The sequence below is a fragment of the Streptomyces sp. NPDC050147 genome (genome assembly GCF_040660195.1).
Taxonomy (GTDB): Bacteria; Actinomycetota; Actinomycetes; order Streptomycetales; family Streptomycetaceae; genus Streptomyces.
In genome coordinates this window covers 20,097-33,994 of sequence record NZ_JBFALJ010000024.1, presented here as the reverse complement: position 1 = coordinate 33,994, position 13,898 = coordinate 20,097, and the positions used below count along the sequence as shown (strand labels likewise).

Genomic DNA, 13,898 nt, shown 5'->3' with positions numbered 1-13,898 from the left:
TAAGTCCCCCTACGTCCAGGAGCATCCATGCGAACCCAGAGCCGACGGAGGTCGCGCGCACTCGCCGCGGCAGCCGCAGGGACGCTGCTTGCCCCGCTGCTCTCCGGCTGCTGGGCCGGGGCCGGCGGGACCGGTTCAGGCGGCGACTCCATCAACGTACTGATGGTGAACAACCCGCAGATGGTCGAGTTGCAGAAGCTCACCGCCGCCCACTTCACCAAGGAAACGGGCATCAAGGTGAACTTCACGGTCCTGCCCGAGAACGACGTCCGCGACAAGATCAGCCAGGACTTCGCCAACCAGGCGGGCCAGTACGACGTCGCCACGCTCAGCAACTACGAGATCCCGATCTACGCCAAGAACGACTGGCTGCACGAACTCGGCTCGTACACCCGCAAGGACAAGGCGTACGACGAGAAGGACGTACTTCCGTCGATGCGCCAGTCGCTCACCGGCGACGACGGCAAGCTCTACGGGCAGCCCTTCTACGGAGAGTCGTCCTTCCTGATGTACCGGAAGGACGTCTTCAAGAAGGCCGGTCTCACCATGCCCGAGCACCCCACCTGGCAACAGGTGGCCAAGCTCGCGGGTGACGTCGAAGACGCCGGCGCCGAGCCCGGGATGAAGGGCATCTGTCTGCGCGGGCTCCCGGGCTGGGGTGAGGTGATCGCACCCCTGACGAGCGTGGTGAACACCTTCGGAGGGACCTGGTTCGACAAGGACTGGAAGGCCCGCCTCGACTCCCCCGAGTTCGAGAAGGCGACCCGCTTCTACGTGGACCTCGTCCGCGAACACGGCCAGTCCGGAGCCGCCCAGTCCGGCTACGCCGAGTGCCTGAACAACCTCACCCAGGGCAAGACCGCCATGTGGTACGACGCCACGGCCGCCGCCGGGTCGCTGGAGTCCGCCAAGTCCCCGGTCAAGGGCAAGATCGGCTATGTACCGGCGCCCGTGGAGAAGACCGAGAGCTCCGGCTGGCTCTACACCTGGGCCTGGGGCCTGCAGAAGGCGTCGCGCAACCCGGACAAGGCCTGGAAGTTCGTCTCCTGGGCGTCCAGCAAGGAGTACGAGGAACTGGTCGGCGAGAAGATCGGCTGGTCCAACGTCCCCGCGGGCAAGCGCGCCTCCACCTACGCCAACCCCGAGTACCGCAAGGAAGCCGCCGCCTTCCAGGACGTCACCCACGCCGCCATCGAGGGCGCGAGGCCGCGTGACCCGGGCGTGCAGCCCCGCCCCGCGCCCGGCATCCAGTTCGTCGGCATCCCCGAGTTCACCGACCTCGGCACGAAGGTCTCCCAGGAGATCAGCGCGGCCATCGCCGGGCGCCAGTCCGTCGAATCGGCCCTCGAGAAGTCACAGAAGCTCGCCGAGAAGATCGCCGAGGAGTACGAGGGACGATGACCGCCACCGCGAGCACCACCACCGTCGCGCCCACGACCGCGCGCGTGTCCCCACCCAGGAAGCCACGAGGCCGGCTCCGCGCCTGGGCCACCAGGGCCCCGCTCCTGCCCGCCCTGATCTTCATGGTCGTCGTCACCCAGCTGCCGTTCGTGGCCACGCTGGTGATCTCCTTCTTCGACTGGAACGCCCTCTACCCCGACGCCCGCAGCTTCGCCGGACTCGACAACTACTCCGAGGTCCTCACCGACCCGGACCTGCGCAAATCCGTCCTGACGACCATCGTGCTCACGGCCACCGTCGTGCTCGCGAGCCTCGTCATCGGCCTCGGGCTCGCCCTGCTCCTCGACCGGAAGTTCCGGGGCCGCGGCCTGGTGCGTACGTTGCTCATCGCGCCGTTCCTGCTGGTGCCGGTGGCCGCCGCGCTGCTGTGGAAGCACGTGCTCTACAACCCCGAGTACGGCCTCTTCAACGGCCTGCTCCACTGGGTGGGCGGTGACGGCGCCGCCCAGCCCGACTGGGTCTCCAACATGCCCCTGATCGCCATCGAGGCCTCCCTGATCTGGCAGTGGACGCCCTTCATGATGCTGATCCTGCTCGCGGGTCTGCAGAGCCGCGACAGTGAGCTCATCGAGGCGGCCCGCATGGACGGCGCGGGCAACTGGCAGGTGTTCCGGTATCTGACGCTGCCGCATCTGCGCCGCTACCTGGAGCTGGGGTCGCTGCTCGGCTCGATCTACATCGTGCAGAACTTCGACGCCGTCTTCACGATCACCTCGGGCGGCCTCGGCACCGCCAACCTGCCCTACACCGTCTACCAGAGCTTCTACCAGGCACACGAGAACGGCCTGGCGTCCGCCGCCGGTGTCCTCGTCGTCATCGGTTCCCTCATCATCGCGACCTTCGCGCTGCGGGTCGTCTCGTCCCTGTTCCGTGAGGAGGCGTCCCGCGCATGACCACCGCCGTGACGCAAGCACGTACCCGGCCCGTAAGCCGGTTCCGTATCCGTGGATCGGCGGGCCTCGGCCTCGCCGCCTGGCTGGCCGGACTCCTGTTCTTCCTGCCCATCGCCTGGATGACGCTGACCTCCTTCCACTCGGAGGAGGACGCCGCGACCAATCCGCCCTCGCTCGCCGCCTCGCTCACCCTGGACGGCTACCGCGAGTTCTTCGGCTCGGGCGGCGGCGCGAGCCCCTGGCCCTCGCTCATCAACTCGACCGTGGCGTCGGTCGCCTCGACCCTGCTGGTGCTGCTCCTCGCGCTCCCTGCCGCGTACGCGCTCTCCATCAGGCCGGTGAAGAAGTGGACGGACGTCCTGTTCTTCTTCCTCTCGACGAAGATGCTGCCGGTGGTGGCGGGCCTCCTGCCGATCTATCTCTTCGCCAAGAACACCGAGATGCTCGACAACATCTGGCTGCTCGTCATCCTCTACACGTCGATGAACCTGCCGATCGCGGTGTGGATGATGCAGTCCTTCCTCGCCGAGGTGCCGGTCGCGATCATCGAGGCCGCGCAGATCGACGGGGCGCGCCTGCCCACCATCCTCACGCGTGTGGTGGCCCCCATCGCGCTGCCGGGCATCGCGGCGACCTCCCTGATCTGCTTCATCTTCAGCTGGAACGAACTTCTCTTCGCGCGGGTGCTCACGGGCGTCGTCGCCCAGACCGCGCCCGTGTTCCTGACCGGCTTCATCACCAGCCAGGGCCTGTTCCTGGCGAAGGTGTGCGCCGCGTCGCTCGTGATCTCCCTGCCGGTGCTCGCCGCGGGGTTCGCCGCCCAGGACAAGCTGGTCCAGGGCCTGTCGTTGGGAGCCGTCAAGTGAAGGCCGCCATCATCGAGTCCGTCGGCAAGGCCGTCGTCGGCGAGATGCCCGACCCCACCCCGGGGCCGCGCGAGGTCGTCGTCGAGGTCGCCGCGTGCGGTCTGTGCGGGACCGATCTGCACATCCTGCAGGGCGAGTTCGCGCCCACCCTGCCGGTGGTGCCGGGGCACGAGTTCGCCGGGGAGGTGGTGGGGCTCGGCCGCGAGGTCACCGAGCTCGCGGTCGGCGACCGGGTCGCCGTCGACCCCTCGCTCTACTGCCACGAGTGCCGCTACTGCCGCACCGGCCACAACAACCTCTGCGAGCGCTGGGCCGCCATCGGCGTCACCACGGCGGGCGGCGCGGCCCAGTACGCCCTCGCGCCGGTCGCCAACTGTGTGCGGCTCCCCGAGAACGTACGCACCCAGGACGCGGCCCTCATCGAGCCGCTGTCCTGCGCGGTGCGCGGCTACGACGTGCTCCGCGCCCGGCTGGGCGCCCACGTCCTGATCTACGGCTCCGGGACCATGGGCCTGATGATGCTGGAGCTCGCCAAGCGGACGGGGGCGGCGAGCGTGGACATCGTGGACCTCAACCCGGACCGCCTCGCCACGGCGCGGCAGCTGGGCGTGTCGGGGTCGGCCGCGGGCGCGGACGAACTGGAGCGGCCGCAGGGGTGGGACATCGTGGTCGACGCCACGGGGAACGCGAAAGCGATCCAGGACGGCCTCGGGCGCGTCGCCAAGGCGGGGACGTTCCTGCAGTTCGGTGTCGCCGACTACGCGACGCGGGTCAGCATCGATCCGTACCGCATCTACAACCAGGAGATCACCATCACCGGGTCGATGGCGGTGCTGCACAGCTACGAGCGGGCGGCGGAGCTGTTCGCCGGGGGCGTGCTCGACCCGGACGTCTTCATCAGCGACAGGCTCCCCCTCGACACCTACCCCCAGGCCCTGGAACGGTTCGCCTCGGGGGTGGGCCGGAAGATCGTGGTGGTGCCGTAGGGCGTCCGCGGGGGCGGAGAGAGAAACTTCCGCGGGTAAGGGAACGGCAAAGCCCGGACGTTCGTTACCTCATGCATGACAGCTATGACCCCCGGCTCGAACATCCCTCTCTCCGCCACCCGCGTGGCGGTTGACGTCGCCGCACCGGTGCGGCTCGACGTATCGGGCCTGCTGCTCACCGCCGACGGCAAGGTGCGCTCCGACGACGACTTCATCTTCTTCAACCAGCCCTCCGGTCCCGGTGTGACCTATCAGTCGGGCGGCGGCACGACCCCCGACAAGATCACGGTGGACACCAGTGCGGTGCCCGCCGGCATCGAGAAGATCGTCGTCACCGCGAGCCCGGACGCGGCGGGCCAGTCCTTCCAGGGCGTCGAGCCCACCGCCACCATCCGCAACGCGGACGACGGTTCCGTCCTCGCCACGTTCACGCCCCCGCAGCTCGGCGGCGAGACCGCCCTGGTCATCGTCGAGGTCTATCTGCGAAACGGCGCCTGGAAGGCCCGCGCCGTCGGCCAGGGGTACTCGAACGGCCTGGCCGGCATCGCGACGGACTTCGGTGTCTCGGTCGAGGAGCCCGCGGCCCCGGCCGCTCCCGCCGCCGCCGCGCCCGCCGCCCCGATGGCGCCTCCGTCGGGCGCGCCGGTCCAGAGCCCGCCCCCGCCGGTCGCGGACCCGCGCCTCGCCGCGCCCGCGGCGCCGCCGGCGCCGGCGGCCCCCGCGCCCGGCGCCGGGAAGATCAACCTGGACAAGGGCCGGGTGAACCTCCAGAAGAACCAGACCGTTTCCCTGGTCAAGGGCGGCAAGCCGCTCCTCTCGCAGGTCAAGATGGGCCTCGGCTGGGAGCCGGCGTACGGCGGCAAGGACATCGACCTGGACGCCTCCGTCATCGCGTACGGCCCGACGCGCAAGCACGTGGACAGCTGCTACTTCGGCAAGCTGTCGATCGTGAACGGCGCGATCAAGCACTCGGGCGACAACCTCACGGGCGAGGGCGGCGGTGACGACGAGGTGATCGTCGTGGACCTGGGCCGGCTGCCGCAGGACGTGACGGGTCTCGTCTTCACGGTGAACTCGTTCTCGGGTCAGAAGTTCACGCAGGTCGCCAAGGCGTACTGCCGTCTGCTCGACGCGGCCACGGGCGAGGAGCTGGTCCGCTTCGACCTCACGAACGCCGAGGCGCAGACGGGCGTGATGATGGCCAAGCTGATCAAGCAGTTCACGGGTGAGTGGGAAATGACCGCCATGGGTGACTTCGTCAAGTCACGCACCGTGCGCGGAATGGTGAAGCCCGCGGCGCAGGCGCTGTAGCCGCCCTCGCCCGCCCGGCGGACGGGCGGGACCGCGGGAGGAAAGCGCAGGGGCGGCCGACAGGGAAGGGGTGGACCTTCCCGTCGGCCGCCCCTTGTCGTGCGGAGGGACGCGCGCGCAGGCGTACGTCAGATCAGAGCTTGGACAGCTTGGGATAGGGGCTCAGGAACCTGCCCTGGCGGCCCTGGAAGTCGATGACCACTGCTTCCTCGCCTTCGACTCCGACGATGCGTCCGAGCCCGTACTGGTCGTGCGAGACCCGGTCGCCCACGGCGAACTGCTCGATGGGCGGTGCGGGGGGCTTCGGAACGTTGAAAGGACTGTTCGGCAGATGGCGTCGGGTACCGGGGGGCCTCGTCATGTTCCGAGTATGCGCCCTCGGGACCCCGACGCACCATGCTCCGAGCTCACACGGTCCTCACATCGGCATCAAACCGACACACAACTGCAGGTCACTCGTAGCGGTACGTAGTTGTTCCGTGGCACCACGCGTACGACGCGCACATACGTGCCACACAGACCTCGGTCGCCTTCACGCCCCCCGGGAGAGGGCGGGATCAGAACAGGGCGCTGTAGGCATTCAGGGCGGGCTGCCCGCCGAGGTGGGCGTACAGGACGGTCGCGTCGCGCGCGATCTCGCCCCTGTCCACCAGGTCGATCATCCCGGCCATCGACTTCCCCTCGTACACCGGGTCGGTCACCATGCCCTCCGTGCGGGCCACGAGCCGCATCGCGTCCAGGGTGGCCTCGTCGGGGAGGCCGTAGGTGCCCGCGTGATAGCGCGCGTCCAACTCGATGTCTGCGTCCTTCACCTCTGCCCGTACGCCGATGAGTTCGGCCGTCCCGCGCGCGATCCTGGCGATCTGCTCACGGGTGCGGTCCGGGTCGGCCGAGGCGTCGATGCCGAGAACGCGGCGGGGGCGGGCGCCCTCCTCCGCAAGCGCGGCGAAGCCGGCGACCATACCCGCCTGCGTGGATCCGGTCACCGAGCAGACCACGATGGTGTCGAAGAACACCCCGAACTCCTCCTCCTGCTCCGCCACCTCGTACGCCCAGCGCGCGAAGCCCAGACCGCCGAGCCGGTGCTCGGAGCAGCCGGCCGGGATCGCGTACGGCCTGCCGCCCGCCTCCTCGACCTCGCGCACCGCCTGCTCCCAGCTCTCCTTGATGCCGATGCCGAATCCAGCGCGTACGAGGCGTATGTCGGCGCCCGCGAGCCTGCTGATGAGGATGTTGCCGACCTTGTCGTAGACGGAGTCGGGCCAGTCGACCCAACTCTCCTGGACCAGCACGCACTTGAGTCCGGCGCGGGCGGCGACGGCCGCGACCTGGCGGGTGTGGTTGGACTGCACGCCGCCGATCGACACGAGGGTGTCGCAGCCTTGGGCGAGCGCGTCGGCGACCAGGAACTCCAGCTTGCGCGTCTTGTTGCCGCCGTACGCGATCCCGGAGTTGCAGTCCTCGCGCTTGGCCCAGAGGGCGGCTCCGCCGAGGTGGTGGGTGAGGCGGTCCAGTGGATGGACGGGTGAAGGGCCGAAGAGGAGGGGGTAGCGGGCGTACGAGTCGAGGGGTGTGGACACGTGGGCCTCCGGCCGTTTCAGGGGCTTCAGGGGTGGGCGAGCTCTTCCAGGACGCGCCAGATCTCCGTGGTGACGGCCGCCGCCGCTTCCGGGTCGCCGTCCGCGCACGCGTCGATCAGCCGCTCGTGCAGTTCGGCGGAGCCGCAGGTCACGCCCTCGGCGAAGCGCTGCCTCTCCAAGCGGCGGATGAGGGGGGTGTAGCGGGCGATGGTGGCCGAGGCCGCGCTGTTGCCGCAGGCCGTGACGAGGACACCGTGCAGGTCGTCGTCGGCCCGCAGGGCGCCCTCCACGTCGCCGGACGCGACGGCCGCGGCGAAGCGCCGGTTGGCCTCCCGCATCGCGTAGAGGTGCGCGGGCTCCAGGCGGGGCACCGCGCCGCGTGCGACGAGTTCGTGCATGGCGCGGACGACGGCCGCCGCGTCCCGCACGTCGGCCGCGTCCAGCGGCGTGACACGGGTGTGGCTCTGCGGTTTGGTCTCCAGGAGGCCTTCGTCGACGAGCCGCGCGAACGCCTCGCGGACGGGCGCGCGGGACAGGCCGAGCGACGCGGCCAGGTCGGCGTCCCGCACGACGCTGCCCGGCGCGATGTCCCCGCCCACGATCGCGTCACGGATCGATGCGTACGCCTGATCCCTGAGGAGGGTGCGGCGCACCGGTTGCATGGCTCCCATGCACTGAAATGTTAGATGTCAATTCCCGGAGCGAGCAAGGGTCCTGACAATTGCCACCGGAAGCGGAAGCCGGGAAGCCCGGAAGCCCCAAGTTCCTCAGCCGCGCTGCCTCCGCCACGGGCCGGTGATCGCCAGCAGGATGCCGGGCGACTGGATGCTGGCGTAGAGCGTCTTGCCGTCGGGGGAGAACGTGACGCCGGCGAACTCGCTGTAGGAGGGCTTCTCGGGGGTGCCCGCGTTGAGTTCGTTGCGTGCGATGGGGTACGTGCGGCCGCGCTCTGTCGCTCCGAAGAGGTGCTGGACGCCGTCGCCGTCCTCGGCGATGACGAGGCCGCCGTACGGGGAGACGGTGATGTTGTCCGGGCCGTCGAAGGCGCCGTCCTTCGCGGGGTCCGGGTTGACGCCGAGCAGGACCTTCAGAGTGAGGGTGCGGCGCGACGGGTGGTAGAACCACACCTGCCCGTCGTGCGGGACGGGGCTCTCGCCGCGGGCGAACGAGGCGACGATGTAGACACCGCCGTCACCCCACCACATGCCTTCGAGCTTGCGGGCACGCGTGATGTCACCGTCGTCGAACTGCTCGCGCACCGGGACCGTGCGGGCGTCGCGGTCCGGGACCTCCACCCAGTCCACGCCGTACACCGTGCCGATCTTGGTGGCGCGGGACAGGTCGTCCACGAAGCGGCCGCCGGAGTCGAAGCACTTGGGCGCCTTCAGTGCGCCGGCGTCGTCGGCGAGGGTGCGCAGCTTGCCGCGGCCGTGCTCGAAGCCCTTCGGCGGGGTCCAGCGGTAGAACAGGCCATTGGGCTTGGAGGCGTCCTCGGTGAGGTAGAGGTGGCCGCGCCTGGGGTCGACGACGACGGCCTCGTGGGCGTAGCGGCCCAGCGCCTTGATGGGCTTGGGGGCCCGGTTGGCACGCCGGTCGTAGGGGTCGACCTCGAAGACGTAGCCGTGGTCCTTGGTCATGCCGTTCTGGCCTGCCCGGTCCTCGGTCTCCTCGCCGGTCAGCCAGGTGCCCCAAGGGGTGCTGCCGCCCGCACAGTTGGTGGCCGTGCCCGCGATGCCCACCCACTCGGCGACCTGACCGTCGCGGCGCACCTCGACGACCGTGCAGCCGCCGGAAGCGGCCGGGTCGTACACGAGGCCTTCGGTGAGCGGGACCGGGTGCTTCCACTTGGAGCGGGGGCCGCTCAGTTCGTGGTTGTTGACCAGCAGAGTCACCCCGCGCGGGCCCGCGAAGGTGGCCGTACCGTCGTGGTTGGACGGCGTGAACTCGCCGGTCTCCAGCTTCGTCCTGCCGCTGTGCGTCAGGACGCGGTACGAGAATCCGGCGGGCAGCGCGAGCAGGCCCTCGGGGTCGGGGACGAGGGGCCCGTACCCCGGGGCGCCGCCGAGTGCGTCGGCCCCGTCCTGGGTCGTTCCCTCGGCGGCGAGCGCGCCGGGGGCGGTGGCGAGCGCGCCGACGCTGCCGGTCAGCACGACCCCCGCACCGGTGATCGCTGAGCGTCTGGCGAAGTCCCTGCGGGTGAGCGACATGATGTCTCCTGGGGCGGGTTCCGGCCGGGCTGCTGTCGGCGTCACGTTCCCGCTCACGTATAAACGGCGGTTGAACGCCGTACGACGTCAAGGGGCTTCCTTCCATGAACCTGCCAGGCACCGACCGCCGCGTGCTGATCAGCGGCGCCTCCCGAGGTCTGGGCAGAGCCCTCGCCCAGGCCTTCGCTCACAACGGTGACCGCGTCGCGGTGCACTACGGCTCGCGCGAGGAGGATGCGCGCGCGACGCTCGCCTCGCTCAAGGGTGACGGCCATGCGCTGGTGGGCGGGGATCTGTCGGAGCCCGCGGGCGCGGCGGACGTCGCGGGGCGGGCGGCCACGGCGCTCGGCGGCCTCGACGTGCTGGTCAACAACGCCGCCGTGAACCTGCCGCACCCGCTCGCCGACACGTCGTACGAGGACTGGACGGCGCTCTGGCAGCGGCACGTATCGATAAATCTTCTCGCGACGGCCAACCTCAGTTACCTGGCGGCACGCCGGATGATCGACCAGGGCACGGGCGGCCGGATCGTGAACATCGGCTCGCGCGGCGCCTTCCGGGGCGAGCCCGATCACCCGGCCTACGGGGCGACGAAGGCCGCCGTGCACGCGCTCGGGCAGTCCCTCGCCGTGTCGCTCGCGCCGTACGGGATCGCGGTGGCGTCGGTGGCGCCCGGCTTCTTCGAGACGGAGAGGGTGGCGCACCGGCTCAGCGGGGACGAGGGCGCGGCGATCCGTGCGCAGAGCCCGTTCGGGCGGGCGGGGACGGCGGAGGAGATCGCCGCCGCGGTGCTGTGGCTCGCCTCGCCCGTCGCGGAGTGGGCGTCGGGCACGGTCCTGGACCTCAACGGCGCCTCACATCTGCGTACGTGAACCAGAGGTTCCCGGGCCCCTGAGTCAGTGGTCGGAAGCATCTTCGTAAACAAGGTCAACAGGCACGGATCACCCGTAAAGCCAAGATTTCGTGCGGAACGCCTTGACCCCGCACTCCACTCGGCAATAGACATCCCCTACCTGCATCACCCGTTGGGGGAGGCGAGCCGCGTGGACGCACAGCAGGCACGCAGCCTCCATGAGGACCGGCTGATGAAGCTGGCCAATGTCACCGGTGTCGGCATCGGGAAGGACGACCACTCGCGGGCGGACGTGATCGTCGTCTTCGTGACCCGCAAAGTGCCCCGTGACCGGCTCCGGGACGAAGACGTGATTCCGGAAGTGCTCGAAGGCGTCCCCGTGCGCGTGCTCGCCATCGGTGAGCCCGCGGCGCAGTAGGACGGCCCTCGAAAGCCGACCGGAACTCCACCCTTCAACCAAGGGGAAGAGGTGGTCTGGCGTGGTGAGCCAGCCCGAATTGATGCGCGGACCCACCGGCGGTCAGCTCAGCGACAGCTCACGCCGGCAGGCGGCAGGGGACTTCCTGGGCCCCCAGACGTCACCGGCCAACGTCGTCGGCTTCGGCCACGGCGTGAAGTGGATCGACGGAGAGCCCACCGGCGAACCCGCGGTCATCGTGTTCGTGACCCAGAAGGTCCCGGAGTCCATGCTCCCGGAGCGGGACGTCATCCCCTCCCAGATGGACGACGGCACCCCCACCGACGTCGTCGCCGTCGGCCACGTCGCCGCTCAACGGCAGCAGCGCAAGGCCGGCCGCACGGACGACCGCTCGGTGACGTACGGCCCGGACGGCGGCGTGAGCGAGCAGCTCGCGGGCCTTTCGCAACCCATGGTGGAGGAGCTCGGCGGGCATGGCGCGTTCGAGCCGCAGCTCCTCAAGCGCCGCATGCGCCCGTGCCCCTCCGGCTTCTCGGTCGGCAACGTACGCGTGACGGCCGGCACGCTCGGCAGCGTGGTCTACGACTTCCTGCCCGGCGCCTCGGTCGACCCGCCGGGCCCCGGCCTCGGCGTACCGGCGAAGTTCTACATCCTCTCCAACAACCACGTGCTCGCCGACTCCAACCGCGCTCAGCTGGGCAGCGCGATCGTGCAGCCGGGCGTCTTCGACGGCGGCCAGGACCCGGCCGACCGCATCGCGACCCTGGAGCGCTTCATCACGATCCAGTTCGCCCCGCAGATTCCGCTGGAGCGGCACAACAACGTCGTCGACGCCGCGCTCGGCACCGTCGACTTCCAGGACGCGACCCGCGAGACGTACTTCAGCGGTGCGCCCCGCGCCTGGCGCCGCAAGGCGAACGTCGCGGTCGGCGACCCGGTGAAGAAGACCGGCCGTACCACCAACATCTCCTTCGGCCGGATCATCGCCGTCGACGCCACCATCGACGTCAACTTCGGCACGGCGGGCACGGCCCGGTTCAAGGACCAGATCCTGACGACGAACATCTCGGCGGGCGGCGACTCGGGGTCCCTGGTGACCTCGCTCGACAACGTCGCCCTCGGCCTGCTGTTCGCCGGTTCCTCCACCGTCACCGTGCTCAACCACTTCGAGAACGTCCGCGCGCTGCTGCGGGTCGAGGTCTCCGAACAGCTGGCCTGACCGGTCGCACCACGAGAGGAGGGTTTTCATGACCACTCAGGCACGCAAGCAGAAGGGCCGGGCCCGCGGCGAGCACCGCTTCCACAATCCGCAGGGCGCCGAGGTCAAGACGCGCGACGAGGCGTTCGCCGCGACCCAGGACGTGTCCGCCGAGGCGGTGGCCACCGCCGCCGAGCTGGAGCTGCACAACGGCGCGATCACCTTCGCCGTCGAGGTGAAGTTCAACCCGAACACCTACCCGCACGTGGTGACCGGCGGCCAGATCACCTCCGGCATCTGCGGCGCTCCGTGGGAGATCACGGGCGGTTTCATCGGCGACACGATGCGCCTGGACGCCAAGCGCACGGGCCAGGGCTCCTGCGCCGACACGATCACGATCGTCGGCGAGTACCAGAACCCTCCGGCGTACCGGGGGACGTACGGCTTCAACGGCGCCACGTCGTCGTTCAAGCACACGACGCTGTATCAGTGCTGAGTCAGCCCTGAGTCAGCCCTGAGTCAGTGCCGAATCGGTGCTGTATCGGTGCTGAGCCGAACCGGCCGGCGGCCGGGCCGGAACTTCCGGCCCGGCCGCTGTGGCGTCAAACCCCTTGCTGCGAACGCGCCTTGAAGGCAGCCTTGCGGGCTTCCTTGGCCACCTTCTTGTCGGGATGCAGCCGTCCCATCGCCTCCAGGACGTCCGCGGTGGCGGGGTGTTCGACCCGCCAGGCCGCGGCGAAGAAACCGCTGTGCTGCTCGGAAAGGCCCTCCACGAGACCCTGCAGCTCATCCGAGTTGCCCTCGGCCGCGAGCTGCGCGGCGATCGTGTCGATGGTCAGCCAGAAGACCAGCGCCTCGGAGGGCGCGGGCACGTCGGCCGCCCCGTGCTCGGCCAGCCACACGCGGGCGAGCCCACCGAGCTCGGCGTCGTCGAGCACCTCCCGCAGGGCGGGCTCCGCCTCGCGGCCCACCAGCGAGAGCGCCTGCTGGCAGCGCAGCCGCCTGAGCGGCGCGCCCTCGTCCCCGCCCCGCGCGGCGGCCAGCAACTCCCGTGCCGCCGCCAGCGGTTCGTGCCGGGCGAGCCACTGCTCGATCTCGGCCTGCGCGGCGGCCTGCGGGAAACCGGCCGTCCCCTCGAGCAGCGCGTCGGCGCCCTTGTCCGCGAGATCGCCGACCGCCGGGGCGTCCACGCCCGCCTCCAGCATCCGCGCCCGGATGCCGTACACACCCAGCGGGGTGAGCCGGACCATGCCGTACCGCGTGACGTCCTCGTCGTCCGGGAGCGGCGCCTCGGCCTCGTCGATGTCCACCATGAGGGCCTCGTCGACCGGCTGGTACTCGACGAGCCCGAGCGGCTCGAAGAGCCGGAACTGGTCGTCGAGCTTCATCATCGCGTCCGACACCTGCTCCAGGACGTCGTCCGTCGGCTCCCCCATGTCGTCGGGCACGATCATCGACGCGGCGAGCGCGGGCAGCGGCACCGGACCCTCGCCCGCCCCGGCGTCCCCCGCGGTGAGCAGGTACAGGTTGCCGAGCACGCCGTCCAGGAAGTCCGCCTCCGCCTGCGGGTCCCAGCCGAGCTCCTCGAAGTCGACCTCGCCCTTCTCCTCCAGGACGTCCAGGAGATTGTCCATGTCGGGCACGGTCGCGTCCGAGTAGACGGTGTCCAGGGCGCCGAGCCAGACGGCCAGGATGTCCTGCGGGCTGCCGGAGGAGAGCGCGGCGAGGTCCTCGCCCGCGGTCACCGTGCCCGGCGCGTCCTCACCCTCCGACTCGTCCGCGTCCGTGACGTCCACCAGGCCCGTGTCGACGGCCACGCGCCAGGCCTCGCTCGCGTAGGCGGCGGCGTCCGGGTCGTCCGCTTCGAGACCCAGCTCGGCCGCGGCGGCCGGCAGCTGCTCCTCGACGAGCTCACCGCCCGCCCCGACACGCGTCTCGGGCCCCGCCCAGCGGGCGAGCCGCGCGGCGCGGGAGAGCAGCGGTGTGGCGAGCGCGGCCCGCGCGAGTTCCGCTTCGGAGTGCAGGAGCACCGGCGGCAGGGTGGCGGGACTTACGGACATCGGCTGGTTCTCCTCCGGGGGAAAGCAACGGGTCGGCTGGGCTGAAGCCTAGACGGATTTCGACC

At 70.3% G+C, this 13,898-nt stretch carries 14 protein-coding genes; 9 read left to right on the top strand and 5 right to left on the bottom strand.

Annotated elements, in window-relative coordinates; genetic code table 11:
• Nucleotides 1-27 precede the first annotated feature (27 nt).
• The 5 genes from AB0I94_RS30725 to AB0I94_RS30705 all read left to right on the top strand — a co-directional run bounded on the left by AB0I94_RS30725 (nt 28) and on the right by AB0I94_RS30705 (nt 5,517).
• Entirely contained in the window at nt 28-1,401 is a 1,374-nt protein-coding gene (locus AB0I94_RS30725) for a sugar ABC transporter substrate-binding protein (protein ID WP_363312963.1), read from the top strand.
• Nucleotides 1,398-2,354, top strand: a complete 957-nt coding sequence (locus AB0I94_RS30720; RefSeq protein WP_363312962.1) for a sugar ABC transporter permease — start codon at nt 1,398-1,400, stop codon at nt 2,352-2,354. The genes AB0I94_RS30725 and AB0I94_RS30720 overlap by 4 nt, the downstream gene beginning before the upstream one ends.
• Nucleotides 2,351-3,220, top strand: coding sequence for a carbohydrate ABC transporter permease (locus AB0I94_RS30715; protein ID WP_363312961.1), 870 nt, complete (start codon nt 2,351-2,353; stop codon nt 3,218-3,220). The genes AB0I94_RS30720 and AB0I94_RS30715 overlap by 4 nt, the downstream gene beginning before the upstream one ends.
• Nucleotides 3,217-4,206 carry a zinc-dependent alcohol dehydrogenase family protein gene (locus AB0I94_RS30710; RefSeq protein WP_363312960.1) on the top strand — a complete coding sequence of 330 codons (990 nt, stop codon included), beginning with the start codon at nt 3,217-3,219 and terminating at the stop codon, nt 4,204-4,206. Before AB0I94_RS30715 ends, AB0I94_RS30710 begins: the two co-directional genes overlap by 4 nt.
• Before the next feature lie 84 nt (nt 4,207-4,290).
• On the top strand, nt 4,291-5,517 hold the full coding sequence (locus tag AB0I94_RS30705) for a TerD family protein (RefSeq protein ID WP_363313074.1): 1,227 nt from the start codon (nt 4,291-4,293) through the stop codon (nt 5,515-5,517).
• A gap of 133 nt (nt 5,518-5,650) precedes the next feature.
• On the opposite strand, the gene AB0I94_RS30700 is transcribed toward AB0I94_RS30705, so the two are convergent.
• From AB0I94_RS30700 to AB0I94_RS30685, 4 genes are all read right to left on the bottom strand, one after another.
• On the bottom strand, nt 5,651-5,878 hold the full coding sequence (locus AB0I94_RS30700) for a CarD family transcriptional regulator (protein ID WP_363312959.1): 228 nt from the start codon (nt 5,876-5,878) through the stop codon (nt 5,651-5,653).
• Nucleotides 5,879-6,074: 196 nt separating this feature from the next.
• The gene (locus tag AB0I94_RS30695; protein ID WP_363312958.1) at nt 6,075-7,097 is read right to left on the bottom strand and encodes a 1-aminocyclopropane-1-carboxylate deaminase; all 1,023 of its coding nucleotides are present in this window, start codon (nt 7,095-7,097) and stop codon (nt 6,075-6,077) included.
• A gap of 26 nt (nt 7,098-7,123) precedes the next feature.
• Nucleotides 7,124-7,768, bottom strand: a complete 645-nt coding sequence (locus AB0I94_RS30690; RefSeq protein ID WP_363312957.1) for a GntR family transcriptional regulator — start codon at nt 7,766-7,768, stop codon at nt 7,124-7,126.
• A gap of 96 nt (nt 7,769-7,864) precedes the next feature.
• Nucleotides 7,865-9,304, bottom strand: coding sequence for an alkaline phosphatase PhoX (locus tag AB0I94_RS30685; protein WP_363312956.1), 1,440 nt, complete (start codon nt 9,302-9,304; stop codon nt 7,865-7,867).
• Between the two features lie 104 nt (nt 9,305-9,408).
• Here AB0I94_RS30685 and AB0I94_RS30680 point away from each other — a divergent pair, with 104 nt between their 5' ends.
• From AB0I94_RS30680 to AB0I94_RS30665, 4 genes are all read left to right on the top strand, one after another.
• Nucleotides 9,409-10,176, top strand: a complete 768-nt coding sequence (locus tag AB0I94_RS30680) for an SDR family oxidoreductase (protein ID WP_363312955.1) — start codon at nt 9,409-9,411, stop codon at nt 10,174-10,176.
• 171 nt (nt 10,177-10,347) lie between these two features.
• Nucleotides 10,348-10,575 (top strand): hypothetical protein, encoded by a 228-nt coding sequence (locus AB0I94_RS30675; RefSeq protein ID WP_363312954.1) that lies wholly within the window; start codon nt 10,348-10,350, stop codon nt 10,573-10,575.
• 64 nt (nt 10,576-10,639) lie between these two features.
• On the top strand, nt 10,640-11,794 hold the full coding sequence (locus tag AB0I94_RS30670) for a hypothetical protein (RefSeq protein ID WP_363312953.1): 1,155 nt from the start codon (nt 10,640-10,642) through the stop codon (nt 11,792-11,794).
• 28 nt (nt 11,795-11,822) lie between these two features.
• Nucleotides 11,823-12,269 carry a hypothetical protein gene (locus AB0I94_RS30665; protein WP_363312952.1) on the top strand — a complete coding sequence of 149 codons (447 nt, stop codon included), beginning with the start codon at nt 11,823-11,825 and terminating at the stop codon, nt 12,267-12,269.
• 106 nt (nt 12,270-12,375) lie between these two features.
• On the opposite strand, the gene AB0I94_RS30660 is transcribed toward AB0I94_RS30665, so the two are convergent.
• Entirely contained in the window at nt 12,376-13,833 is a 1,458-nt protein-coding gene (locus AB0I94_RS30660; protein ID WP_363312951.1) for a hypothetical protein, read from the bottom strand.
• Nucleotides 13,834-13,898 lie beyond the last annotated feature (65 nt).

What these genes read in the sequence shown, in the direction of transcription:
- AB0I94_RS30725 (WP_363312963.1), top strand. Translation starts at nt 28, where the DNA reads ATGCGAACCCAGAGCCGACGGAGGTCGCGCGCACTCGCCGCGGCAGCC.
- AB0I94_RS30720 (WP_363312962.1), top strand. Translation starts at nt 1,398, where the DNA reads ATGACCGCCACCGCGAGCACCACCACCGTCGCGCCCACGACCGCGCGC.
- AB0I94_RS30715 (WP_363312961.1), top strand. Translation starts at nt 2,351, where the DNA reads ATGACCACCGCCGTGACGCAAGCACGTACCCGGCCCGTAAGCCGGTTC.
- AB0I94_RS30705 (WP_363313074.1), top strand. Translation starts at nt 4,291, where the DNA reads ATGACCCCCGGCTCGAACATCCCTCTCTCCGCCACCCGCGTGGCGGTT.
- AB0I94_RS30700 (WP_363312959.1), bottom strand. Translation starts at nt 5,878, where the DNA reads ATGACGAGGCCCCCCGGTACCCGACGCCATCTGCCGAACAGTCCTTTC.
- AB0I94_RS30690 (WP_363312957.1), bottom strand. Translation starts at nt 7,768, where the DNA reads ATGGGAGCCATGCAACCGGTGCGCCGCACCCTCCTCAGGGATCAGGCG.
- AB0I94_RS30685 (WP_363312956.1), bottom strand. Translation starts at nt 9,304, where the DNA reads ATGTCGCTCACCCGCAGGGACTTCGCCAGACGCTCAGCGATCACCGGT.
- AB0I94_RS30680 (WP_363312955.1), top strand. Translation starts at nt 9,409, where the DNA reads ATGAACCTGCCAGGCACCGACCGCCGCGTGCTGATCAGCGGCGCCTCC.
- AB0I94_RS30665 (WP_363312952.1), top strand. Translation starts at nt 11,823, where the DNA reads ATGACCACTCAGGCACGCAAGCAGAAGGGCCGGGCCCGCGGCGAGCAC.
- AB0I94_RS30660 (WP_363312951.1), bottom strand. Translation starts at nt 13,833, where the DNA reads ATGTCCGTAAGTCCCGCCACCCTGCCGCCGGTGCTCCTGCACTCCGAA.